The sequence below is a fragment of the Fibrella aestuarina BUZ 2 genome, assembly GCF_000331105.1.
Taxonomy (GTDB): domain Bacteria; phylum Bacteroidota; class Bacteroidia; order Cytophagales; family Spirosomataceae; genus Fibrella; species Fibrella aestuarina.
In genome coordinates this window covers 3780968-3804438 of the sequence record NC_020054.1, presented here as the reverse complement: position 1 = coordinate 3804438, position 23471 = coordinate 3780968, and the positions used below count along the sequence as shown (strand labels likewise).

18 protein-coding genes are annotated in these 23471 nt (G+C 58.2%); 10 read left to right on the top strand and 8 right to left on the bottom strand.

Annotated features, from left to right (window positions below):
• Positions 1-39 precede the first annotated feature (39 nt).
• From FAES_RS15405 to FAES_RS15390, 5 genes are all read left to right on the top strand, one after another.
• A complete protein-coding gene (locus FAES_RS15405; RefSeq protein WP_015332162.1) occupies positions 40-1299 on the top strand; it encodes a hypothetical protein in 1260 nt (419 codons plus the stop codon).
• 75 nt (positions 1300-1374) lie between these two features.
• Positions 1375-1887 (top strand): hypothetical protein, encoded by a 513-nt coding sequence (locus tag FAES_RS29040; protein ID WP_015332161.1) that lies wholly within the window; start codon positions 1375-1377, stop codon positions 1885-1887.
• Entirely contained in the window at positions 1884-2021 is a 138-nt protein-coding gene (locus FAES_RS30510; RefSeq protein ID WP_015332160.1) for a hypothetical protein, read from the top strand. Before FAES_RS29040 ends, FAES_RS30510 begins: the two co-directional genes overlap by 4 nt.
• Positions 2022-2114: 93 nt before the next feature.
• Entirely contained in the window at positions 2115-3371 is a 1257-nt protein-coding gene (locus FAES_RS15395; protein ID WP_015332159.1) for a hypothetical protein, read from the top strand.
• 123 nt (positions 3372-3494) lie between these two features.
• Positions 3495-5147: a DUF8832 domain-containing protein gene (locus FAES_RS15390; protein WP_015332158.1), complete on the top strand. Its 1653-nt coding sequence runs from the start codon at positions 3495-3497 to the stop codon at positions 5145-5147.
• Positions 5148-5153: 6 nt separating this feature from the next.
• On the opposite strand, the gene FAES_RS15385 is transcribed toward FAES_RS15390, so the two are convergent.
• Positions 5154-5375, bottom strand: coding sequence for a hypothetical protein (locus FAES_RS15385; RefSeq protein WP_015332157.1), 222 nt, complete (start codon positions 5373-5375; stop codon positions 5154-5156).
• A gap of 4 nt (positions 5376-5379) precedes the next feature.
• Positions 5380-6867, bottom strand: coding sequence for a S8 family serine peptidase (locus tag FAES_RS15380; protein ID WP_015332156.1), 1488 nt, complete (start codon positions 6865-6867; stop codon positions 5380-5382).
• A gap of 88 nt (positions 6868-6955) precedes the next feature.
• Between FAES_RS15380 and FAES_RS15375 the strand changes: the two genes are divergently transcribed.
• From FAES_RS15375 to FAES_RS15360, 4 genes are all read left to right on the top strand, one after another.
• Entirely contained in the window at positions 6956-7267 is a 312-nt protein-coding gene (locus tag FAES_RS15375) for a GNAT family N-acetyltransferase (protein ID WP_015332155.1), read from the top strand.
• 209 nt (positions 7268-7476) lie between these two features.
• Positions 7477-10725: a WD40/YVTN/BNR-like repeat-containing protein gene (locus FAES_RS15370; protein ID WP_015332154.1), complete on the top strand. Its 3249-nt coding sequence runs from the start codon at positions 7477-7479 to the stop codon at positions 10723-10725.
• A gap of 132 nt (positions 10726-10857) precedes the next feature.
• Positions 10858-11298 (top strand): Xre family toxin-antitoxin system antitoxin, encoded by a 441-nt coding sequence (locus FAES_RS15365; protein ID WP_015332153.1) that lies wholly within the window; start codon positions 10858-10860, stop codon positions 11296-11298.
• Positions 11299-11367: 69 nt separating this feature from the next.
• Entirely contained in the window at positions 11368-11817 is a 450-nt protein-coding gene (locus FAES_RS15360) for an RES family NAD+ phosphorylase (protein ID WP_041257934.1), read from the top strand.
• A 29-nt stretch (positions 11818-11846) separates the two neighbouring features.
• Here the strand turns inward: FAES_RS15360 and FAES_RS15355 are convergent, their stop codons facing one another.
• From FAES_RS15355 to FAES_RS15330, 6 genes are all read right to left on the bottom strand, one after another.
• Positions 11847-13796, bottom strand: a complete 1950-nt coding sequence (locus tag FAES_RS15355) for a heparinase II/III domain-containing protein (RefSeq protein ID WP_015332152.1) — start codon at positions 13794-13796, stop codon at positions 11847-11849.
• 86 nt (positions 13797-13882) lie between these two features.
• Entirely contained in the window at positions 13883-15085 is a 1203-nt protein-coding gene (locus FAES_RS15350) for an alginate lyase family protein (protein WP_015332151.1), read from the bottom strand.
• Positions 15086-15278: 193 nt separating this feature from the next.
• A complete protein-coding gene (locus tag FAES_RS15345) occupies positions 15279-16265 on the bottom strand; it encodes a DUF4466 family protein (RefSeq protein ID WP_041257933.1) in 987 nt (328 codons plus the stop codon).
• 5 nt (positions 16266-16270) lie between these two features.
• Entirely contained in the window at positions 16271-16669 is a 399-nt protein-coding gene (locus tag FAES_RS15340; protein ID WP_015332149.1) for an SGBP N-terminal domain-containing protein, read from the bottom strand.
• Positions 16670-16688: 19 nt separating this feature from the next.
• The gene (locus FAES_RS15335) at positions 16689-18416 is read right to left on the bottom strand and encodes a RagB/SusD family nutrient uptake outer membrane protein (protein WP_015332148.1); all 1728 of its coding nucleotides are present in this window, start codon (positions 18414-18416) and stop codon (positions 16689-16691) included.
• Between the two features lie 17 nt (positions 18417-18433).
• Positions 18434-21586: a SusC/RagA family TonB-linked outer membrane protein gene (locus FAES_RS15330; protein WP_015332147.1), complete on the bottom strand. Its 3153-nt coding sequence runs from the start codon at positions 21584-21586 to the stop codon at positions 18434-18436.
• A gap of 560 nt (positions 21587-22146) precedes the next feature.
• Between FAES_RS15330 and FAES_RS15325 the strand changes: the two genes are divergently transcribed.
• Positions 22147-23346 (top strand): glycoside hydrolase family 88 protein, encoded by a 1200-nt coding sequence (locus FAES_RS15325; protein ID WP_015332146.1) that lies wholly within the window; start codon positions 22147-22149, stop codon positions 23344-23346.
• Positions 23347-23471: the final 125 nt, after the last annotated feature.

Genomic DNA, 23471 nt, shown 5'->3' with positions numbered 1-23471 from the left:
GTTACAAAGCTACAAATCGGCGTTATCCACAATCTGCCAATGAAACGTCTGCTGTTACCGCTTATCCTTTTTCTGCTGTCTACGGCTTCATTCGCCGCCAAAATCCTGGTGCCGATGGACGAGACGCAGAAGAACCACCTCAAGGCCTATGGAATCGCCTATTGGGTATTGAAAACGCATGAAACCGAAATCGACTGGCTGCTGAACTACCGGGGCGGGGCATTTCTGATGCCGCAATCGCCTACGTTCACCAACGAAATGCTTATTCGTGGGGTATCATATGAGGTCATCTCCGATGCCGACGCCGCCAACATTCTGGCCGAAATTGCGTCGCCCAACGCCAACATGGACGCCGTCAAGCTTCAGAAAGCCCCCAAAGTGGCGGTGTATTCCCCCAAGACCAAGCAGCCCTGGGACGACGCCGTAACGATGGTGATGACCTACGCCGAAATCCCCTACGACGTGGTCTTCGACGAAGAAGTGCTCGACGGCAAGCTGCCCGAATACGACTGGCTGCACCTGCACCACGAAGATTTTACGGGGCAGTTTGGTAAGTTTTTCCACATGAAAGATCAGCCGTGGTACATCGCCCAACGCCGCGAAGCCGAACTCATCACCCGCAAGTTTGGCTACAGCAAGGTGCCTCAGATGAAGCTGGCCGTGGTGAAAAAAATCCGTGATTTTGCGCTGGGTGGTGGCTACATGTTTGCCATGTGCAACGCTACCGACACGTATGACATCGCATTGGCCGCGCAAAACACCGACATCGTCGATGCCTTCTACGACGGCGACCCGTTCGATCCGCAGGCCAACAACAAGCTGGATTTTAGCCAGACGATGGCTTTCAAGGATTTTCAGGTGTATACCAATCCGTACATGATCGAGTTTTCGAACATCGACAATCAACCCGAAGAGCGGGGCCTGAGTGAGCACAACGATTACTTCACGCTGTTCCAGTTTTCGGCCAAGTGGAATCCCATTCCGACCATGCTCACGCAAAACCACCAGAGCACGATCAAAGGGTTTATGGGGCAGACCACGGCGTTCAAGAAGGCCTACATCAAACCGCAGGTCGATATACTGGCCGAAAATCGGTCGGTGGGTGAGGCGCGCTACATTCATGCGCCCTACGGCAAAGGGTTCTTCACGTTCTACGGCGGCCATGACCCCGAAGATTATCGCCACGAAATCGGCGAGGAACCCACCGACCTGAACCTACACCCCAACTCAGCTGGCTACCGGCTTATTCTGAACAATATTCTGTTTCCGGCAGCGAAGAAAAAGAAACAAAAAACCTAGCCGCCGGTGTCGTTGTATGTAGTACATGAGCGTTGGTATATATATTTCCGCAACTAACGTTTTCCTACAACTGCTATGCCTGTTTATACCGAAACCCAGCAGAACCCTTATCGCTGGCACTTCCTGATTGCCCATGTCATCGCTCAGGGCGCCATACTTGCTTTTCTATTGAACCAGTTTCCTTTTTTGCTGGCTGACCCGATCTTGCTTATTGTCTTGCTGGTGTGTCAGTTTGTTTTTGGGGGTTTTTGGGGTTTTTCGTTCTTCCGGCGGCTCGATCTACGCATTGACGAGACGGGTGTTCAGTACCGGGCACCACTGGCCTGGGCGCGCTGGCAGCAGATACCGTGGACCGAGGTCAATCGGCTATATGTGCGTGAGTACGCTCTCTTCGGCGAATACCCCAAAGGCGTTCTAGGGCTTCGGCAGGGGCCAAATGGCTTTGCATTTGCTCCCTTTTATGGTCAGTTTGGGTTGCAAATCGAGAAGACGACCGGTGGTAAGGTCTTGTTGGCGACGCAGCAACACGTGGCTTTAACCACGTACATAGCGAACCACGCGGCCCTAAATCCCGTTGCTGGGGCATGACCGAGACCAATAACAAACTCATCAACTGGTTTAAGCGCCTCGGCTGGGCGGGCTTCTTCTTTTTTCTGATCAAAGGGCTGACGTTGTACGTGTTGCTCCCCTACCTCATTGCCCGCGGCTGCATCAATAAATAGACGGTCCCGCAGCCGACCGACCGATTACGCAACATCCTGCAACCAGGCGCGTCTTTTTTGCATCTTTGGACGGTAACTATTCCTCCAAACGCGATGCAAGCGGCTTTTCCTACCTCGTTCTCTTCCGAAACGCCCTCCCGCGCCACCGATTGGCGGTTGGGCATCCCGACTTACGCCTACGCCGTTGTTTTCTCCTCGTTCTGCATTGTGATGGGCCTGCTCTGGGACATCATGTGGCATATGAGCATCGGGCGCGACGGCTTGTTTTCGGCACCACACGTCGTCATGTACGTGGGGGCCGTGGTGGCCGGGCTGTTTTCGGCCTACCAGATTCTCTCGATCACGTTCCGCAAAAACCACCCCGACCGGGCGCGTTCCGTTAATTTCTGGGGCGTCTTCTACGGATCGCTGGGGGCGATGTACTGCGTCTGGGGCGCGTTGGCAATGCTCACCTCCGCCCCTTTTGATGACTGGTGGCACAACACCTACGGCCTCGACGTGCAGATTCTGACGCCGCCACACACCATCCTGCTGGTAGGTATGATGATGGTGCAATTGGGAGCCATTGTGGCCGTACTCTCCCTGCAAAATGGCGCAAACCTGACCCAAAGCCAGCCCAACGACCGGCAGCAGGCACGGATTCGGCTCTTGTTCGTGCTGTCGAGCGCGTTCATGCTCAGCGTTTTGTTCGTGCTGGTATCCGAGAATCTGGGACGGTACGCGTCGCACAATTCGTCGTACTATATCAACGCCGCCATCATCTTTCCGTTTATGCTGCTGGCGATTGGTCGGGCGGCTACGGGTGGTCTTGGTCAGGGCGGGTTTTTCCGGTTTCCCATTACGCTGGTCGCGGCACTTTACATGCTGGTGATTGCCGTGCCGAGCTGGATCCTGTCGCTGATGCCCGCCACGCCCAAATTAGGGCCGGTAGCCAACCCTATCACCACCTATCAGGCGTTTATGTTTCCGATGCTGCTGGTGCTGCCAGCCTTCGCGCTCGACTGGTTACTGAACCGCTTCAGCGCGCCGCAACGTACCCAGAAACCCCTGAACGACTGGCTGCTGGCGGCCTTGACGGGGGCAGCGTTTATCCTCGTGTTTCTGGCCGTCCAGTGGCCCTTTGGCGGTTTTCTGCATGAATCACCCTACGCCCGCAACTGGTTTTTCATGAGCGACTCTTGGAGCTACGGTAGCTCGCCCGACTGGCAGTACCGCTACAAGTTTAGCCCGTGGTTCGACCAAACCGCCGCCCAGTTTGCCGTCGGGTTCGCCAAGGCCCTGCTCATCGCCATGATCTCCGCGCGAGTTGGTCTGTGGTGGGGCAACTGGATGCGCCGCGTCGTACGTTGATTTTTAATGAATAATGCATGATGCATAATGAGTTGGTGCCTCTAACTGGCACCTGTCGTTAGTCGTGTCTTCCCCTTCATCGTGCATTGTTCATTGTACATTATTCACTCCCCTTCCGTCTTTATGAACCCCTTCCGTCTTGTTCTTTCGCTCCTTTTCCTGGTTGTGCTTTCGCTGCCTACTCAGGCGCATGTGGGGAGCGCAGGCGTCATTGTGCAAAAACAGGCTGGTAAGTACCAGTTGCTGATCAGCGTACAGCCGCCCGACGTGGTGCCGGGCACGGCTCAGGTAACGGTATTCGTCGAAAAAGGCCGCCTCAGTAGCATTCAGGGCCGACCCGTGTATTTCTTTGAAGGCGACGAAGGGGCACCCGAAGCTGACCCGCTCACGGCTGTGGAGGGGAATCGGTATCAGGGTTCGGTTTGGCTGATGGAATCAGGCTCGACCAGTATTCAGTTGCAAATCGATGGGCCCGACGGCAAAGCCGATGTGGTGGTGCCCGTGCTGGCCACGTCGACCGCGACGCGCGAGATGCCTGCCGGAACCGGGGCCGGACTGGCCGTGATGGGGTTGTTGCTGTTTGTCATGCTGGTAACCATTCTGGGGGCCAGTAATGCCGATGGCGTTACCGCGCCAGGTACGTTGGCAAGATCATTCCGGCGTCGGCGACTGGTAGGCATGGGCGTGGGGGGCGTCCTGCTCATATTGGTACTGACCGGGGGGCGCATGTGGTGGCAAAGCTGGGCCGATGAATACCGCACCTACCAGCTCTATAAACCGGTACCGCTTATCAGCACCGTCAAGCCCGACAATAGTCCGGGCCGGGCTGGGCAGGTGCTCCTAACGATGCAACCCGACACGACGGGCTTTCACAACAACTGGAACCGCCGCCGCGATTTCAACCTGCTAGTGCCCGACCACGGCAAGCTGCTGCATACCTTCCTGGTGCGCGTACCGGGCCTCGATGCCTTTGCGCACCTCCACCCGACCCGCCGCGATTCGCTGCATTTCGAGGCGCGGCTACCCAACCTGCCCGGCGGACGCTACCTGCTTTACACGGATATCGTCTACCGCTCGGGCTACGCCGAAACCATGACCGATACGGTCGATATTCCCGCTCCCAACGTGATGGCCGCCCAGGCTGCGCAACGCACAAGCGACGCCGACGACAGCTTTATCGTGGCGGAGCCGATGGGCGTGAAGCAGGAGGCGGTGGGCAAACTGCACCTCGATGCCGACATGGTTGCCTGTGGTAAACCCGGTGCCAGCACCAAACTGGCCGACGGCTCCACGATGATCTGGACGGATAAGCCCGCATCCGTGCTCGACGCGGGGCAGCTCTACACCCTGAAATTTGCCGTGGCCGATGCGACCGGAAAAGCAGCCACGCTGGAGCCATATCTGGGCATGGCCGGCCACGCGGCGATCCTGCGCTCCGACGGCACGGTTTATATCCACCTCCACCCCGTGGGTACGTATTCGATGGCTTCAGAGCAGTTGCTCGCCGACCGCATTGCCGACACCACCCGCCACGTAACGCAACTCAACGGCGCCCGTTTCCGCGACAGCATCGACACGTACCTGAGCCAGTTGAAGGGCCAGCCCGCTTTAGCTCAGAATGCCGGGATGACGGGTATGGTCCACCCGGATGGTATCAACAACATGGTCACCTTTCCCTACGCTTTTCCAAGGGCAGGGCATTACCGCATCTGGGTGCAGGTCAAACGAAACGGACAAGTGCTGACGGGCGCTTTCGACACGCAGGTCCGGGACTAAAACGGCTTACTTCAGCTTCCGGCGCGTGGTCGGTATTGGATACCTTATCTCGGGCTGCACGGTCCAGCCCTGTAGGCTGGCACCCAGTTCGGTCGCCTGCTCGCGGGTCAACTCAACGAGCAAGGCCCGGCGGCTTTGGTTAAGAATCGGCCCGCGCTCACGAATAAGCGCTAGTTCGTCGGGCGTGGGGCCGTCGGGGTTGGCTGTGTGCAGAACGTAGCGGGCCATAGGCTCAGCCGACAAATTGGCCCGTTCCTTCAAACGTCGGTCCGAAACCCAGCGATTGCACCTTGCTTTGCAGGAACGTCAGCATGGCGTTGGCGCGGGCATCGGTGCGCGGAATCGCCAGAATGTCGGGTTGGGTGGCCAACAGGCGCGCCGCTATCCCCGTAGCCAGCGGGCAGGCCATCGACGTGCCACTTAGCGGCGCGTAGCCACCGGGTACGGTCGAAATAATGCCAACGCCGGGGGCAATGAAGTCGACTTCGGGGCCAATGTTGGAGAACCCCGCCACAAAGTTCTTCTTGTCGGTGCCAAACGGCGCTACGGCATACGGTACGTCGGTGGTGTTGGCGGGTACGGTGCCTTTTCGACCCATCGCCCCTACCGCCAAGGACAACGAAAACGATGCCGGAAAGCTCACCGGCGACCGGTCGTCGTTGCCCGTCGCCACGAAGCAGAGTGTGCCTTTGCTGCGGGCGAACGTGATGGCGTCTTTGGTCGCGTCGTCGGCTGGCCCACCGCCGAGGCTCATGTTAATGAGGTCGCAGCCATCGGCCACGGCCAGTTCGATGGCCTTCACGATCGCGAAGTTCGACGCGCCATCCGAGTTCTTGCCAAATACGCGGTACGCCCGTAGTTCCACGCCCGGCGCGGCACCGCGCACCCCCGTCGGCGACGTACCCCGCGCGCCCACGATACCCGCTACGTGCGAGCCATGTTCGTCAACGTCGGCGTAGTCGGTGGGGCTTTCGCCGGTGACAGTACAGGCCCCGCCCGTCAGGACCAGGTCGGGATGCGGCCCCGATCCGGTGTCGATAATCCCGACGCGTACGCCTTTTCCGACGGTCAGGTCGGTTTGCGCCGACGGATAGAAAAACTGCTTGGCGTCGATGTAGTCGAGTTTGAGCGGTTGCAGCGTAAAGACCTGATCGTTGGTGAGCGTCAGGTTCTTCCGCCACAGACTCCAGTAACCGGCTTTGGGGTAGCCAAAGAGCTGCTCGATTTTCTTGCCGCCTATATTTTTGAACGAGACCACCCCCTGCGCGTTGGTCGTCCCCTGCTCGCCTTGCCGCTGCGCAAAATTGGTGAAGGCAATGACCGCCACACCCGCTAGCGGGCTACCCGTTTTGGCATCGGTCAGTTTGATGCGCACACCCACGCGGGGTTGGCCCTGCATGACCCGGAATGGCTGCAGGATTTTCTCGCGCTGCACCTGCGGGTAGTAGAACACTTCCGGCACAATGCGAACGCCCGGCAGTTGAGCCCGTACCTGCGCCAGATCGGCGTCGGCAATCTGCACGAGTTTCGGCCCGCCCTCACTGCTGGAGTCCATCACTACCGCCCCAACGGATTCTGTACCGTCGAGTACGTCGTCGAGCCGGACCGTTTCAGTGAGCCGGGCAAAAGCGGTCTCCAGTGCACTGCCGGCTTCGGGAGCCGTGAAGTGGAGACCGGTAGTGGGCAGTAACAGGTAATTACGCACGATCGGGGTAGGCATAGGGGCGGCAACGAACGGGTTAACACGGTTCGGTTGAAAACATTTCGTTACTCAAGATAGTCATTCCAGGCATAAACTACCTGCTCCTATGTCCACTTCTGAACCAACGGTCACGCTGAATAAAGACCGCCAACGCTTTGAGTTGATCATCGACGGAAAACGCTCGTTGGTTGCCTACGTTCAGCCCGACGATCACACGCTGGCGCTCACCCACACCGAAGTCCACCCCGATCTGGAAGGGAAAGGCATCGGTTCCCGGCTTGTGCAACAAACGCTCGAGTATGTCGAGCAACACAATCTGAAGATCGTGCCGCTTTGCCCCTTTGTAGCCGTTTACCTCAAGCGCCATCCCGAGTGGAACCGCGTCGTCTCGACCGACTACAGTGAAGCCGATTTCTGAGGCAGGTCAGGCGATCTAATGAGGTGTAGCCCTGTTCCCGGTAAAATTACCGAAGCCAACAGTTAACGATTCGGCTGCCGACTTGTACCAAACAACAAGTCAGCCGATTACGATGGCGAAAATCATCGTATTAGTACCTAATCGCTGTATTAAAACGCGATTAAGCCGTATTTTGAGGGGATCATTTCACGTACTCACTCCATCCCCTCATGCCCATTACGTCTATAAAATCACTAGTGTTGGCGAGTCTGTTAGTTGGCTTGCTGGCACCGGCAGTGCAGGCCCAATCCCGGCGCGTGCGCTCAGGTACGTCGGCCACCGCTCAGTCAGGTACGTTGCCAGTCGACCCGACCCTTATTAACGGGCTACGGTGGCGCAACATCGGTCCCTTCCGGGCGGGGCGCTCGTTGGCCGTGGCCGGTCATCCCGATCATCCGCAGACGTACTATTTCGGCGCTACAGGGGGCGGCGTCTGGAAAACCGTCAACGGCGGGGCTTCCTGGGCCTGCGTCTCCGACAGCGTGTTTCAGTCGTCGTCAGTCGGGGCAATTACCGTGGCGCCCTCCGACCCAAACGTGATCTACGTGGGGATGGGCGAGGCCGAAATTCGCAGCAACATCAGCTACGGCGATGGCGTTTACAAAAGCACCGACGGCGGCAAATCGTGGCGGCACATGGGCCTGAAACAGGCCGACGCCATTGGCAACATCGAGGTGCATCCGCAGAATCCTAACCTGATCTACGCGGCGGCACTCGGCAATCCGTTTGCCCCCAATGCCGAACGCGGCGTTTTCCGCTCGACCGACGGCGGGGCAACCTGGAGCAAGGTGCTGTTCAAAAACGACAGCACGGGCGCGGCTACCGTGCGGCTCGACCCCAGCAACCCCAGCATCGTTTACGCCACGCTCTGGCAGGCCTACCGCAACGGCCACTCCATGAGCAGCGGTGGTCCCGGCTGTGGGCTCTACAAAAGCACCGATGGCGGCACCACCTGGCAGTCACTCAACGAAAAGCCGGGTATGCCGCGCGGTTTGTTGGGTAAAATCGGGCTGGCGGTGGCGCCCAGTAACGGCAACCGACTCTATGCGCTGATCGAAAATGCGAAGGGTGGCCTCTATCGTTCCGACGACGGCGGCGAACACTGGTCGCTATTAAACGACGACAAAAACCTCTGGCAGCGCCCCTGGTACTACATGATGCTGGGCGTGTCGCCACAGAACGAAAACGACCTGATCGTGCTGAACGTAAATGCGTTGCGGTCGCGCGATGGCGGAAAGACGTTTAGCCGGGTACCGGTGCATCATGGCGATACGCACGACGTCTGGTTCAACCCCAAAAACCCGATGAACTTCGCCATCGCCGACGATGGCGGTGCCGAAATCACGTTCGACGGGGGCAACACCTTCTCCGACATCGCCATCCCGACGGCGCAGTTCTACCACGTGTCGCTCGACAATGATTTCCCCTACAACGTCTACGGCGCCCAGCAGGATAACAGCTCGATCCGAATCGCCAGCCGCACCGACGGCTACAGCATCGGGCAGAGCGCCTGGTATCCGGTAGCGGGTGGCGAAGCGGGCTACATTGCCGCCGACCCGAAAGACCCAAAGATTACGTTCGGCGGTGAATACGACGGGTTTATGTCGAAACACGACGCACGCACCAACCAGACGTCGGCCATTTCGGTGTATCCCGAAGGCGCGATCGGGGCACCTGCTTCGGTGAAGAAATACCGCTTTCAGTGGACGTACCCCATCCTCTTTTCGCCGCACGACCCCAGCGTGCTATACGCCACCTCGAACCACGTGCATCGGTCGACCGATGCGGGGCATTCGTGGGAAGACCTTAGCCCCGACCTGACCCGCCACGAGCCGAAAACGATCGGTGAAACGGGCGGCCCGATCACCAAAGACATGACTGGTGCCGAGATTTATGCCACCATCTTCACCTTTGCCGAAGCCCCGACCGAAAAGGGTGTTTTCTGGGCGGGTTCCGACGACGGGCTGCTGCACGTGAGCCGCGATGGGGGTAAAACCTGGCAGAACGTCAGCCTACCGGTGGGCCAATTACCGGAGTTTGCGCTGATGAGCCTCGTTCACCCGTCGGAACATGCACCCGGCAAGGCCTATCTGGCCGCCAACCGGTATATGAGTGGCGACCGCAAACCGTATCTGTACAAGACGACCGATTACGGCAAAACCTGGACGCCCATCACCAACGGTATTCTTGCCGACGAGTATTGCCGGGTGGTGCGCGATGACCCAGAGCAGCCGGGGCTCCTGTTTGCCGGTACCGAGCGGGGTATCTACGTGTCGTTCAACGACGGCGCCAACTGGCAGCGGCTCAACCAGAACCTGCCTATCTCGCCCATCCGCGATTTGCAGATTCACAAGCGTGAAAAAGACCTAGTGGTAGCCACCCACGGCCGGTCGTTCTGGATTATGGACGACATCACACCCCTGCGCGAGTTGGCCCGACTGGGCAGCAAATCGCCCGTCTCGACTACGAAACCGATGCTTTTTGCACCACGCCACGCTTACCGCATGCTGGGCGGCAATGCCCGCAGCCAGGCTACGGAAGGTGAAAATGCCGAGAATGGCGTATTAGTGCGGTATTTTCTGCCCACCAAACCGACCAACGAGCTGCGCCTCCAGTTCCTGACGGCCAAAGGCGACACGATCATCAGCTACTCGGACCGGAAAGACAAGAAAGGCAAGCCGCTGACGCTGTCGAAGGAGTTTTACGAAGACGTAAAGCTGAAACGGCCCGGCACCGCTCCGGCCCTGCCTGGCCTGAACCAGTTTGTGTGGGATATGCGCTACCCGGATGCCGTGGCGGTCGAGGGCACCAACGTGATGTGGTCGGGTGATGGGGTGGGCGTGAAAGTGACACCGGGCCGCTACCGGGTGCGGCTGTTGCTGGGCGACTCGCTGGTGGGTGAGCAGCCCATCGAGATTCGCAAAGATCCGCGCCTGCCCTTTTCTGAGGCCGATTATGCCGAGCAGTTTGCGTTCGTGAAGCAGTGCAACGACAAGCTCTCGGAAGCGCACCGGGGCATCAATCAGTTGCGGGCCATTCGGGCGTCGGTCAACAGCTACATGGGTACGTTGAAAGACAGCACCGTGATCAAGAAATTCACCGCCCTTACGAAGCCGATGCTCGCCGACCTCGATGCACTGGAAGCGACCCTGATGCAGCCTAAGGCCAAAGCGCCGCAGGATGTGCTCGCCCACCCTATCCGCCTCAACGACAAGCTGGCAGGCCTCGCCTCGATGATGGCCGGTGCCGATGGCAAACCCACTAAAGCCGCCCACGTGGTCTACACCGACCTCGCCCGGCAGATCGACGCGGCGCTGGCGAAGCTGAAAGACATCACCGGCAAGCAGGTACCTGCCTTCAACCAGTTGGTCAGCGAGCAGAAACTCCCCGCTATCGTGGTCGATAGCAAGGGGTTTTAGACAACTTATAGTGCTCCATTGAAACGGGGAACGTACCCAGCTTGGCGCTATGTGCGTTCCCCGTTTTGCGGTTGAACTGTTTTTAGTTAGCTTTTCGTTGTCAAATGACAAGAGCATAGCTGGCAAACGACAATGAACGTATCGGTGAAACGTATTGTGGAAGGGTTGGGCGGAAGTCAATACTTCAAACGCCCCATCCGGCATGAGTTCGACCTGATGGAGGTCGTTAAAGAGGGATTACCTATTGAGTCGGCCGCTCATTTGCAGCGTAACTTCGGCCTGACCAACAAGCAGATGAGCGCCTTACTGGCTATTTCGGAAAGCACGTACCAACGGCGCCTGCGCGACAAAGGCACGCTCACGCCCGACGAAACCGAAAAAGCGATTTCCCTATCAGAAGTATATGCCAAAGGGGTCGACGTCTTCAGAAACGAAGCGGATTTTGAGGAATGGTTGCAGATGAAGATTCCCGCCCTGGCCGATCAACGCCCAGCGGATTTGCTTAATTCGATGCTTGGGCGACGGTATGTACTGGATGAACTGAACCGAATCCTGTACGGTATTTTCTCCTGATCGCTCTGTCCCTTTCCCGACTAGCGCTGCTCTTACTTAGCCGTTCGCTGTTCATACCATCCACGTCATATGCTGCTTTACCGAATCGCCGACAATCGCTTTGCGGGTGATCTGTCTGGTACGGGAGGGTTGTTTGTATCCGGTCGCTGGCACCGTCAGGGTACCCGTATCGTGTATCTGGCCTCTAGTGTACCCTTAGCCATGCTGGAGGTATTAGTCCATACGCCAAGACGCCCGGAAGGTCGTTCACTGGTAACCGTTGAGCTACCCGACAGTGCCTCTGTGCTGACCGTAAATCCAGATGCATTACCCAAAAACTGGCGCTCTTTCCCTTACATAGACGAACTAGCCGACATGACGGAACAATGGATAGCTGAGGGTAAAACCTGGCTATTCAAAATACCCTCGGCCCCTTGCCCTACCGAATTCAACTATCTCCTCAATCCCCTTCACCAGGAGCATAGTACCCTTCGTATCGTCAGTATTGACCCATACTCGTTCGATGAACGGCTGAAATAGGCTTGCATTGCATCACAATGGCAACCACCTTACCGCTTGTTGATTAGCAGTGTTAATTGATCGGAAGGTTTGGGTGACAGCACGTTTAGGTTGATGCGGTAAATAGTATCGCCCCATTTGCTGATGATGCCCCGGTCTTCGGGCTGATCCAGCTTGACCTTCTCGATCGTTGGCTGCATGCGTTTGGGATCGTAAGTAACCACGAAATCGCTGGCCGTGCCGCCTGCCGGTTTGTAATGAATCAGCAGTTCGCCGGGTTTTCCCAGTTCGATCGGGTAGCAGGTCATCAGGTGCTGGGTCAGGTCATTGGCTTTGTCGAGACGGAAAAGGTCCTTGATCTGCACGTTCTTCCCCCGGTTGAGGCGCACTGTCCGCTGCCAGCTTGATACGCCCGCCGCCTTCGGATAAGCCGGTGCAATGTCGACGTCAAACTGGGTGAATCCGTTGCCCGTTTTGTAGGCGACGGTACGGGCTTTAAACTGCGGGCCGGGCGGCTGATTCTGGCCATTGACGGTGGGCAGGTTGTGGTAGTCCGAGCAGTTGTACCAGATGTCGTACCGCTTGTCGCTGAAGGTCTTACGGGTATACGTGCCCCGTCCCACGTCGATCAGCACGGGTTGACCGTCGTAATAGACCACGTAGTTGCCGATGTCGTTGTGGTTGTGGCTTTCGTCGTTGTTACCGCCTTTGGCCGCTACGTAGAACCCATCGGTCGTGCCGGCCTGGTCACGGGCAGCAAACATCTGAAGATCAGGCAACCAGACGTTTTGCGGGAGCGGAAGCCCCTTCGCCGCCTGCCGGAATTCGTCCTGCATGAACAGGGAATAGAAGTGGCGGAAGTAATGAAACTTGCCCACAGAAGCATCGTCGGGCTTAAAATAATACGCGCCAAAGCGCATCATGTCGGGGTCGTTGATGGCCTTGCCGTAGCGGTAGATCATGGTGGCGGCCATACCGGGCTGCGGGTCGGCGTCGGCGAAGTTCAGGAAGTAACGCGGGCTGATCTGAGCACGGTAGATGAAGCGGCCCATATTCCTAAATTTTTCGTCGGCATACACGTACGCAAACGCATCGTTGCTGGCCGTATTGAGCATCGCCAGATTGTCGTAGAGCGAGGCCGCCGCCGCACCCCAGTAGCTGGGACCTTCGTCGCAGCCGCCGTCCTGCGGATACGGATTCACGAACTGATCGAGCACATTGAGGAGTTTGTGCACCGCCGCCGTGCGTTTGTCGTCGTCTTTTTCGAGCAGCAAGACCGCGTTGAGCCAGTTGGAGCAGATCCAGGGGTTCCAGTTGTTGGGCGCGCGGCCGTTGGCGGTTTTGGTCATCCAGCCGTGGGGCTGCGTCATCAGCGGCGTAAAAATCCGATTGTTGGTTTCGGTGTAGATGCGTTTGCGGAGTTGCGGTGATACAGCGTCGAGCTGATCGCCCAAGTAGTAATCGACCCAGGCCAGGTACGTTGCCGTTTCGGCCGCAAACAGATCCACGAATGGTTTCTGTACGTCCATTAGCCCCGAATAGGCTTTGGACTTGGGCAGATGTGCCGGTACCCCCCAGAATGATTCTTCGCAGATCGACCACACGCCGTCGATGATCTGATCGATGAATCGGCCTTTGTTCTCGTATAGTTCAGCCAGCAGCAACGTACCCAGCACCTCGCGCTTTTTGAAGCTAATATCCTGGTACTGATCCCGATCGCCGGTCCGTTCGATGAGCAGCGATTTGGTGGCCGGGATGTAGGGCCACTGGTACGTCAGGTACGTTTCAGCTTTTTTGAGATAGCCCTGCATCATCGCCTGATCGGCTTTAGCCCAGCCCGCCCGGTCGTCGCGCCTCGGAAAAGGCGTCCATTTCGCCTGCGGAATCAGCACCGTTTTCAGGGCTTCCTTCGTGAATTTTCCGCTGAGCAAATTCGCGTCCTGCGCCGAAGCCGCAGCACAAAACAAGCAGCACAGAATGGATAAGAGTCGGGTTTTCATGCTGGGTACGTTGGATATTGTGAGTTATCGATGGAATTTACCCCCCGCCCTGAAGGCGGTCCGATGGGTCGGGGGGAAATCAACTCCTAAAACAGAGAACGCGTCAGGCGAAACATACTGTCGTTGTTGGTAGCGGCGGGAGTCGTTGACCCATATTTCATGGCGGCGACGGCGCTGATGGGCAGAAACTCCTCGCGGTGCAGCGGTTTGATCTGCTGAAACGTCCACTGTTTTTCGCCTTTAGCATACGGGATTAACCATTGATAGGCCTTCTTAAGGCTTTTGCCGTCGGGCGTCTGGTAGTTCCAGAGGTCGATATTCACGGCTTCGGCCAGTTGGGCGAGACCGAAAAAGCCTTTCAGATTCATGATCGAATAGCCCCACGAGAGCGTACGGGCCAACTCGTGCGGCTGGCTGCCGTCTGGCTTCAACTGGCTCTGAATCCGGTTCATGGTCTTCTGCTGAAGCAGTTGACGGGCCAGCGGTTTATCGTCCAAGAAGAGTGCGAACGCGACGGTCTGGAAATCATAATACGTACCGTGGTTGTTATGTTCATCTTCTTCGTCTTTCCCGACCGGGCTGGTTTGCATCCAGGTCAGAAACGCCCGGAACCATTCCTGCAACGCCCGCTGATCGGCGGCGGGCCAGGCCTTTGTTCCCTTGATGAGTTGCACCGCATCGACCAGTTTGGCCAGCATGCGGGTGTCGATTAGCCCGATGCCGCGCCCGTCGGTAATACCCGGAATGGCTTGCCCGTAGTTGAGGTTCGGGTTCATGCGGGTTGCTTCGTTGAGAAACCAGACCCGCAATAGGTCCGCCGCCCGGCGCGCGTAGGTTTCGTCGTCGGAGAAATAATACGCCAGTGCCAGCAGTTGTACGTCGTCGCAAAGGGCGTTCAGGTACGTAGCATCCTGCACGGCATAGCGTTCAGGGTTGACCTGCCCGTCTTTTCGGATGTAAGGCAGGCCGTTGGCCTTGGTCGAGTCGGGCCACCAATAGGGGCCAACGCTCATGTAATCGTGCTTGTTGCCGCTGGGTGGCAGTTTGGTCTTCTCGACAACCGAATGTATGGGCTTCGTCAGGGCCTTGTTGGCAGTGGCAATCAGGGTTTGCCGGGCGGCCAATAAGGCGGCATCGCCCTGCTGCATCGCCCGTTTGTTGGCTTGCAACAAGCCCGCATCGAGCAGGAACGTTGCCGGTTTACCGACCGATTGGGCCGTCATTGGGCTGACTGCGAGCATCAGAAAAAGGCAGCACCAGCAGGCTAGTCGGTGTCTGGAGTTTGTCATACGGTTGAGTATGGAAAGGTGGATATAGGCTTGGATCACAAGAACCCTATCCTATTGACTGTCATCGCCTTGGTAAAATCTTTGTCATTCCGACGAAGGAGGAATCTTGCGTTTGCCATACATCTGAGACAGAATACGTCAAGATTCCTCCTTCGTCGGAATGACAAAAAATGTTTACCCGGCAAAGGTTATGCTAGTTCAGTTTCAGCCGCTTGATGCTGACCGTCATGGTTTTGGCGGTGTTGTTGACCGCGTTGACATAGACGTAAGCCGCGTAGGTGCCATCGGCTGATTTGACAAAAGCGCCCTGATCAGCGGCGAGGCCGTAGGCGTAATCAGCGGCGTTGGTGAAAGTGGTCTGTTGCAGGTCGATGTCGTCGATGTAGACGTCGAAACCAGCCGTGCCCCGCAGTTGGGCATCCTTCACGTCGACCCGCTTATCGATCGCCGTGCGGGGTTTGGCCAGGCCGGTGGGCAGCGTCACGTCTTTGAGGTAATCGGGGTTCGACGGGGCGATCAGCGCGTGACCGAACGTGTAGGTGTTGATCGTGGGACGGTACACATATACGAAATCGATCTTACTGGCCAGGTTGTTCTGCTCCACTTCGGCCTTGGTGTAGGCGGTCATGTCGGCCAGCGAGACGTAGGCTTTCGCCCCGTCGCCCAGCACGATCGAGCGTTTCATGTCCATGCGGCTGACGCGGTACGTGGGCGACTGAATGCTGACCTCCTGCCCCGTCGATGAGGTGCCGCTAAACCGGAACGACACGTCTTTGCCCTGCGCTTCCGCCGTCGGGTAGTAATAATACCGCAGCGTCACGGCCTTGTTGGTCGCCACGTCGAGGATCGTGGCGGTCGATACCGCGCCCGACGTGAGGGTGTCGGTGGCCGTTTGCCGGGGCTGATCGACCCCCGTGCTGTAGTTGGTATACCAGGAATTGCGGCTGAAACCGGTACCGGCACCACCAGCGATTGTCGCCTCGGCACGGACGTTTTTCAGGTCGCCTTCCAGCGTACCGATGGCGTAGGCAAACTCGATGCGATCGCCCACGACGGCCGGCCCGGTCGTCTTTTTGAGCAAATCATTTTTCAGGGGCCGTTCGGGTTCCACGCTTTTCTGGCAGCCAAACGGCAGCAGGGCCACGGCGGCCAGCATCAGGAGAGAAAGGGGTTGGCGCATGGTGGTTATTTTTGAAGCGTGACCGTGACAGTATAAGTTTTGCGCACTTGCCGGTTGCCCGACACCACGGTGTAGGTCTGGGCCTGGGTGAAGTCGGTCCAGACACCCATGTTGGGTTCGACGATGGCGTCGGTGACCACGCTGCAAAAGGGTTTCAGCCGTTGCATGTTCGTGCCGAAGCGAGCCACGGCCGTCACCGTCAGGGCGGTGGTATCGACTTTCGTTTGCCCGCTGACGAGCACGGTGCGGTGGTCGGAGCCCAGCAGGTCAAACGAGGTCATGTAGCATTGGGAGCGCTGGGTGACCAGCAGGCCATTGGCGTCGATAGGGTCATCGTTTCCGCAGGCCATCAGGCCTACCAGCACGAGCAGGCTAAAGCAGAGTGAGGCGAGTGATCGGTTCATGGAAGTAAACACCAGTAGGTTAGAGCCAGGGAACATTCTGGGTGATTTTAGAATTGACTTCGATCTCGCTGGGCGGAATCTGGAAGATGTAATAGCGCTGGTAGGTACGTAGGTCGGCGTTGACAAACTCGTCGCGGACACGCGTACCCTGGGTGTCGTACAGCACCTGCCCACTCGGGGCAGGCCAGATTTCCTCAGCTTTTTTCCAGCGCCGGATGTCGAAGAAGCGCTGCCCTTCGCCCACCAGTTCGATGATGCGTTCCTGCTCAATGGCCTTAAAGAACTCGGTTTGCGAGGCAAACTTGGCCGCGTTGAGGGCGGGCAGGTTCCCCCGGCGGCGAATGCGGTTGAGAAGCGTAAACAGCTCGGGCGTGGGGCCGCTGATCTCGTTGACCGCTTCGGCATACATGAGCCACACGTCGGGCAGGCGCATCAGGTAGATGTCCTGCGGGCCATCGCTGCGGTTGATACCGCCCGTTTGCCGTACCCATTTGCGGAACACGTACCCAGCCGGTGCGCCGTCGTAGTTGATGGCAGTTACCCCGTCGCGGTTGCCAAACTTAAACGGCAGACTGTCGGGCAACACGGTCAGGCCATCGGTCGAGAGTTGCACCATTTTCTGGCCATCCCAGACCATCGTGGCCCGCATCCGGTAGTCGCGTCCTTCGTAGGATTTAGGATTGGTGGCGCTGTTGGTCAGTGTGGTGGTGCGGCTCAACACTAGCGGGGGCGCAAAATCGCCGGTACTGGTGAGTTGGTAGCGGTTGGCCAGCCGGAACGTAGGCGCCAGCCACACCTGACCAAAACCCGTGTTGCGGTTGCCAAAATCGCGCGACAGTTCCTCGCCCTGGCTCAGCAGCGGCCCGCCAAACTGCACCGAGAAGATGATTTCGGGGTCATACTCGTTGAAATACTGGAACAGGTGCCAGTAATTGGGGTTGTCGGCCGGGCCGGGGTCCCCATTGCGGAAGAGGGGAATGTTCTTGTCGACGATCTTCTTGAAATCGGCAGCGGCGGCCGTGAAGTGCTTCTGCGCCTCGGCGGCGTTGCCCTCGTTCTTCATCCACGACGCCCAGAACAGGTTCACCTTACCGCTAAATGCCCAGGCCGCCAGTTTCGACGCCCGCCCGAGGTTATCCCCCGTGTAGACTTCGGGCAGCACCGAGGCAGCGTAGTTGAGGTCGGCCAGGATCGAGTCTTTGACCGCCGCACGGGGGGCACGGGCCAGCGTGTAAGCCTCGGCATTCCCGTTCAGTTTATTGGTGAAATAGGGCACGTCGCCCCACAGGTCGATGAGCCGAAAATAGTTGAGGGCGCGCAGAAACCGGGTTTCGGCCACGAGCCGGTCCAGCAGGGCGATGTCGGTGGGGGCCGTCACGGTGGCGCGCAACTGGCCGATATTGCCCAGCACGTAGTTGGCCCGGTTGATGGTGCGGTAGCAATCGCCCCACAAAAAGCCAAAGTTGCCGTTGGAGCCCAAAGCGCTGGGGCTGAACGACCCCTGGTTGTTGCTGGTGCCGCGGGTGTGCACAAACTCACCGGCTCCGTCGAAGTAGTAATCGCGGTCGAAGGTGGTGCGGTTGGCTTCGTAAACGCCATTGACGGCAGCAACGGCATCGGCGGTGGTTTTCCAGAAGAGGTCGGCCGAGAGCTGTGTGGTCGGTACCTGATCGAGCAGGTCCTGCGTACAGGCCGCTGACATCAGTACCAGACCGACCAGTATGTATAACTTATGAAGTCGATTCATGACGAAAAAAGAAGAGGTTAGAAGCTGAGGTTCAGACCAAACGAGTAGGATTTCAGCAGCGGGAAGGGGTCATCGTTGTTGTCGGCACCCGATACGCTGGTGCTTTTCTCCGGATCGACGCCCCGGTATTTCGTGAACGTCAGCAGGTTTTCGGCCGTGCCGTAAATCCGTAGTTTGCTCACCCCGAGGCGACCCACGTACTTGGCCGGGATGTTGTAGCCAAACTGAACGTTTTTGAGCCGGACGTAGCTGAAATCGTCCAGCCAGAACGTCGATTCCGCCTGGTTGTTGCCGCCCGAGCCCGTCAGCAGGCGGGGTAGCGAAGCCGACCGGTTATCGAGGCTCCAGGTGTCATTCCAGAGGAAATCCTGGAAAGCGTTCCGGGCCGAGGGGATGTTGACCTGGTTGAAGGGTTCGAGCCAGTAGTCTTTCCGGCCCGTAGCGCCCTGCCATAGCACACTCACATCGAACCCGCGCCAGTTGCCGAAGAGGTTGAGGCCGTAGGTGCCAATGGGCTGATCGCGGTTGAACTGCGGCTGTGCCACGCGGTCTTCGTCGTTCACCTGCCCATCGCCGTTGATGTCTTTGTAGAGCACGTCGCCGGGCGAGAAGTACTGGCCCTGATACGGCGCATTGGCAATATCTTCCCAGCTCTGGGCAATACCCGTGGATACGCGGCTGTAGGCAAAGTGGTAGGGCAGGTTCAGGTACGTAAAGCCTTTGCTCAGGAACTCATTCCACTCCAATAGCTTATTCTTGTTGAACGCCATGTTCAGCGTAGCCCCCACGTTGGCGTCGCGCACTTTGGCCCGGTAAGTGATGTTCAGTTCCATCCCCGTATTGCGCAGCTTGCCGATGTTGACGCGGGGAGCGTTGTAGCCCGACAGCAGGGTCGATAGCGACGACGGCCGGATCATGCCCGAAGTCAGCTTATTATAGAAATCGATGTCGGTGGTGAGGCGGCCGCCGAAGAAAACCAGATCAAGGCCCACGTTGGTCACGTTGGTTTCTTCCCACGAGAAATCTTCGTTGATGATCTTCGCCGAGCTGAACCCCTTCACGATTTTGCCGTTCAGGATGTAGTTGGTCAGGTTGAAGATGTCGCGCTGTTCGTAGCGGCCCACGCCCGAGTTGTTGCCCAGTTTTCCGATCGACGCCCGCAGTTTGGCCGACGATACCACCGCGCTCAGCGGTTTGAAAAACGGTTCCTCCGAGAAACGCCAGCCCACCGAGGCCGAGGGGAAGAAGCCGTACTGGAAGCCTGGCAGAAACTTGCTCGATCCGTCGTAGCGGGCGTTGGCTTCAAACAGGTACTTGTCGTTAATGACGTAGTTGATCCGGCCAATGCCCGACCGCAGCCCCTCGGCATCGGAGTTACCGCCCGCCGTTTGGGTGGTGGTGAGGGCCGCGTCGATTTCGCTCAGCAGCGGGTTGATGCGCTCCAGCCGACTCGCCGACAGGTTGCGGTTAAACCAGTATTCTTCGGTGTACGCACCCAGTAGCGACAGCTGATGATTGCCGAACAGCGTGCGGTTATACGTGATCCGGCCCTGCAACAGCGTTTTGTAGCCCGAGTTGATTGCATTGCTGATACCCGCGCTGGGCGAGATCAAGGTGCGCGACAGCTGGTTGGTCTGGAAGTTGAACACGTCCGTCGGATCGGAGTAGCTCTTAGTGAACTGGTTGTAATAGCGCAACCCGTAATCCCCCCGAACGGTCAGGCCGGCGATCGGCGTCCATTCACCATAGAGGTTGGCGTTCACTTCCTGCCGGTCGCGGTTGTTGTGGTTGATGTTCATGGCCGCCAGCATATTGTAGGCCAGCGCATCTTCGCCGTAGGCCATTGCCCCACCGTACTGGCCTGTAACGGGGTTTTGCGGCAGAATCCCCGCCACGGCATACCGGATATCATACCCGGCGGTGCCGGTGTAGGTGATCAGGCCTTCCGAGTTGGCAAACGTCTGTTTCGACCATTGTCCATCCATCCGAATGCCCACTTTGATCTGGTCGCTCAGTTTGTAGTCGAGGTTGAATCGGGTGTTGTAGCGTTTGTAATCGTGGTTGATCAGCAGCCCCAGTTCGTCGTATATGCCCGCCGAGAGGTAGAAATTGGCCCGGTCGTTACCGCCCGACGCCGACAGGTTGTGCGTCTGAATGCGGCCATGATCGCGCAGTACCACGTCCCACCAGTTGGTACTGGGATAGTTGATGGGGTCGATCAGGCTTTTCGACAGCCAGTCGTCGACCGTTCCGTAGCGGAAGGTCGTCGACGAAGCGCCCGCACCCGACGCCCGCAGGTGCATAGTCAGCGAGCGGGCATAGTCATCGAAATAATTGTAGAAGTTGGTTGGCTGCGACAGCCCATACGTACCTGAGTAGCTGATTTGCGGTTTCTTATTGCCCGACCCGTTTTTGGTCGTAATCAGCACGACCCCGTTGGCCGCCCGCGAGCCATAGACTGAAGCCGACGCCGCATCTTTCAGCACCGAAATGCTGGCCACGTCGTTCATGTCGATCCGGTTGATGTCGACGTCGGGCAGGCCATCCACCACGATGAGCGGCCCCGAGTTGTTGACCGTTCCCAGCCCCCGAATCACCAGCGCGGCCCCGCTACGGCCCGCCTGCCCCGTCGATTGCTGCACCGATAGCCCCGGAATCAGGCCCGACAGCCCCGATGATACGTTGGCCAGCGACCGGCTGGCGATCTTATCGTCGATGGTAATGGCCGCCACCGCGCCCGTCAGGTTTTCTTTTTTCTGGGTGCCGTAGCCCACCACCACCACTTCGTTCAACTGCTTGGTGTCGGGGGCCATCGCTACGTCGAGCGTCGTTTCGCTGGTGATGGCGATTTCCTTCGTGAGGTACCCAATGGCCGACACCACCAGGGTTCCGCCGCCCGTGGGTACGTTGATGGTGAATTTACCCTCTACGTCGGTGGTGGTTCCGGTGCGGGTATCGCTCTTCAATACCACCGTGGCGCCGGGCAGGCCACTGTTTTTTTCATCCAGTACCCGGCCGCTGAATCGGTAGGCAGCCACTTGCTGCGTGGTGTTGGCCGACGCCCGACCAGGCGGTACGGTCTGCCCAACCGCCACGCCGCCCATCAGGGCCAGCACCAGCCAGCAGCAGGTTGTGGGTCGCAGGCGAATCGAGAATACAGTTTTTTGCATGTGTTCAGAGGTGATAGGTTGGCATGTTAAGAGTGTTCGTTGGGCTTGGATCGGCGGGCTGTAGGGGGCGGTGTTGTCGCTGCCGGGTGGCCTCTGCTCAGGGCACCAAACCAGCAAGCGGTGGCCTGCCAGCAGGCAGCCTATCCGTGGGTCGATGCGGTCTGGAAAACGGGGTTGGGAAACCTATACATAGCGTTGAGTGCGGTAGCCAGAGGCGGCAGCAGCGGTCTAAAACGACCGGCCCTGTGCGAGGCAGCAAGGCAATAGTAATGGCTATGTGACAATAAAATAATGGAATAGTATCAATTGGAACGGTCTATCCACCCTTTTGAACGGTCTGTCAACCGGCTGAACCGTTTGTCCACCTGCCTGAACTGTCGACGTACCCAGCCCCAATCTGGCGGGCGCTAAACTTGCATCATCAACTCGTAGCCGTTCCGAACGTGAGAAAAGATCGAAGCACGCTGACCCTGGCCGAAGTCGGGTCCCTGGTATTAATCGTCTGTTTACTGGTCTATATGCTGTCCATTCTGCTCTGACGTGTATCCCCCTCCCGCCCCATGACAACCCTCCTGCGCACCACTGCTTTTCTGCTGACGATCCTGCTGACGTCGGCCTTCCTGCCCACCCGGCTTCTGAAATCCCTGTTTGAGCAGGCCGAGCAGCAAACCCGGCTCATGCTCCGCGAGGTAGGAACCGTCACCCAACCAGCCGGTAAGCCCGCGCTGGTGTCGCCCCGCACCCTCACCGCCGACGGTTCGCTACAGGCCGTACCCGCCCGCGACTGGACAAGCGGCTTCTTCCCCGGCGAATTGTGGTACCTCTATGAATACACGGGGAAAGCCGAGTGGGCCGATCAGGCACGGCAGTTCACGGCCCGGCTCGAAAGCGAAAAAACCAACGCCGGCACGCACGACATGGGCTTCAAGCTGTATTGCAGCTATGGCAACGGATACCGGCTCACGCGCGACCCGGCCTACAAGACGGTTCTTGTCGAGGCGGCCCGCACGCTGGCGAAGCGGTTCAAGCCGACGGCGGGCATCATCCGGTCGTGGGACCACCATAAAGAACAGTGGCAGTGCCCCGTCATTATCGACAACATGATGAACCTGGAACTGCTTTTCGCCGCCACCCGCCTCACGGGCGATTCGTCATTTTACAAGATGGCCGTCAGCCACGCCCAGATGACGCTGAAAAACCACTACCGGCCCGACAACAGCTCGTACCACGTCGTCGACTACGACACGCTGACCGGTCAGGTGCTGAAGAAAAACACGCATCAGGGTTTCAACGACGAGTCGGCCTGGGCGCGCGGGCAGGCCTGGGGGCTGTACGGCTTTACGCTCTGTTACCGCGAAACCAAAGATCCAGCCTTTCTGAAACAGGCCCAGGCCATCGCCCGCTACATGCTCGACCACCCCCGGATGCCCGCCGACCTGGTTCCGTATTATGATTTCGACGCGCCGGGTATCCCCAATGAACCCCGGGACGTATCGGCGGCGGCTATTATGGCGTCGGCCTTCTACGAACTGAGCACCTACGTACCTGGCTCAGCCTACCGCACCAAAGCCGATCAGGTTATCACGAATCTGGCGAAAACCTACGCCTCCCCTATTCGTCAGAACCACGGTTTTCTGCTGCTCCACAGCACAGGCGCCAAAACCTTCGAGCGTGACGTACCCCTCATTTATGCGGATTATTATTACCTCGAAGCCCTGTTGCGGGCCAAAAAATTAGGCGAGAAGAAAGCGCTGTTTTAAGTGGTGTTCCAGGTACGTTGCTGACGCTCGGCGTACACCCCCCTTTAGGGCGGGGGGTACGCCGCGAAGCGAATTTTGACCGGTCTTTAGTACCCCGACGTGACCATTTTCTAAATCGGTCTTAG